Origin of the sequence: Streptomyces sp. 8L (genome assembly GCF_020176795.1) — a bacterium.
Lineage (GTDB): Bacteria > Actinomycetota > Actinomycetes > Streptomycetales > Streptomycetaceae > Streptomyces.
Genome location: NZ_JAIUKE010000863.1, coordinates 1 through 1,595, shown reverse-complemented (window position 1 = coordinate 1,595; position 1,595 = coordinate 1). Strand labels below are relative to the sequence as shown.

The following is a 1,595-nucleotide window of genomic DNA, read 5'->3' as shown; positions in this document are numbered from 1 at the left end:
CAACTCCAGCGGCAACGGCTTCGGACCAGGCATCGCCCCACCCTATAACCGCAAGCGAACTACCGACTCAGGACACTAGAACTCGTCCGAGTAGTCCTTCATCGCCATCGGCGGTGTTCTCGCTTCCCAGATCAAGCAGATCCAGTATCCGCGTGTCCACTACTCAAGGGGAGACCCCCACATCTACTGTCGTTACATGCAATCAATGGAGATCCTGATTACATCGCATTCACACATGCCGCCAACAGCAGGTCTGAAGATCGACTGGACCCGTATGCCGCTGTACAACACCATTATGTCACTCGCAGTGGGAGTAGGGCTGTTGCTTGTTGTAGCGCTCGGCTACCAGCTCAGTAGCAAGAAACCCATCGTGACGGATGGCTGGGCCCTCGCTTTCGGAGCCCTCGGACTGATCCTCTTTGCTACCGGTCTGGACATGACCCTCACATGGCCGCTCGCCGGACAGGGCTTCCCCTTCGATAATGTGATCTTTGGTGAGCCATCGCTCGCTTTCGGGTCCCTATTGCTCGCCGGTGCACTTTTCCTGTGGAAGCGTGGTGCTACCCTGGAGGATGCGGAGAAACGCGGTATCACTATCGAGCAGCTTGCCGGACCAATCTCGCTCTTCGTTTTCGGACTTGGCCTTGCCTGTTGGAGCATCGCTGCAGCAGGTTGGAAATATATGCTCTTTTCCGCGCCACCGGAGGAGCCGATCTCGGGAGAGTTCGCAAATCATCCGCTGCTCGAGGCGAGCTTCATCTCGATGCTTTATGTACTAATTGGGATCGGCGCACTATTGTTCCCACTGGCGTTGCGTAAACGCGCAGGTTGGTCCGTAATTGTCACGGCGATCGCCTGGATCATTGGTGGATTGGCTTTTCTCATTTTCGGCGCCCTCAATTATTTCACACACATTGGACTTATCGTCAACACGATGTGAAGAATGATCGAGGTCGTTTATGCACCCCCAAATGTGGTGTGTCCAGTTACTGAGCCTTTTCCAACCTGGCTGTCAGCGGCGCTGGCCGTGCCCAGCTGAGCATGCAGGCTGCCGTAGCCGCCCACGATTCTGCTGGTCAAGACTCCGCCCCAGGTCAACACGAGCATCCGCCGGCATGTCGCTGACCGGGGGGTTGGAAAAGGCTCATTGCAGTCTCCTTCCCTTCTCGATACCGCTGCCGCCCTTCCCCATGTGCGCGGGCTTTCCCCGGCTCGGAGTACTACGGCGGCTCCGCCCCACCCGGACCGTTCGACTGTCGATGCGCCTATCCCCGCCCGGGCACTGGCCGTGCACGACTGGGGAGTTGAGAACGGGTGGTTCCCGTGTTCACTGCGACTCGCTCGTTGGAGTAGGAGCCCGACTGTGTCCTGCGGCATCGCCACGAGTACGCCGTAGGTCTTCCTCGTGGCCTCCCGAACGGCTTCGAAATACCGGCCAAGGAGTTCCCCGCCACCACCAGGCGACGAGTGCGCACCGCCTCCGGCCCAGATCCGCCAGGTTCGAGCCGGTGTAGTCGTTACTGAGGTTGAACTCGTGATGTCGGTGGGTTGTTCAGGTGGGTCTGATGGGCAGGCGGGTCTCGGCGAGGCAGCCG

Annotated in this window: 1 protein-coding gene; it reads left to right on the top strand. The window is 59.0% G+C overall.

Translation table 11 applies throughout. From position 1 onward, the window contains the following. Positions 1 to 205 precede the first annotated feature (205 nt). Positions 206 to 940, top strand: coding sequence for a DUF981 family protein (locus LCE31_RS39505; protein WP_374118716.1), 735 nt, complete (start codon positions 206 to 208; stop codon positions 938 to 940). The last annotated feature ends 655 nt before the right edge of the window (positions 941 to 1,595 follow it).

What these genes read in the sequence shown, in the direction of transcription:
- LCE31_RS39505 (WP_374118716.1), top strand. Translation starts at nt 206, where the DNA reads ATGGAGATCCTGATTACATCGCATTCACACATGCCGCCAACAGCAGGT.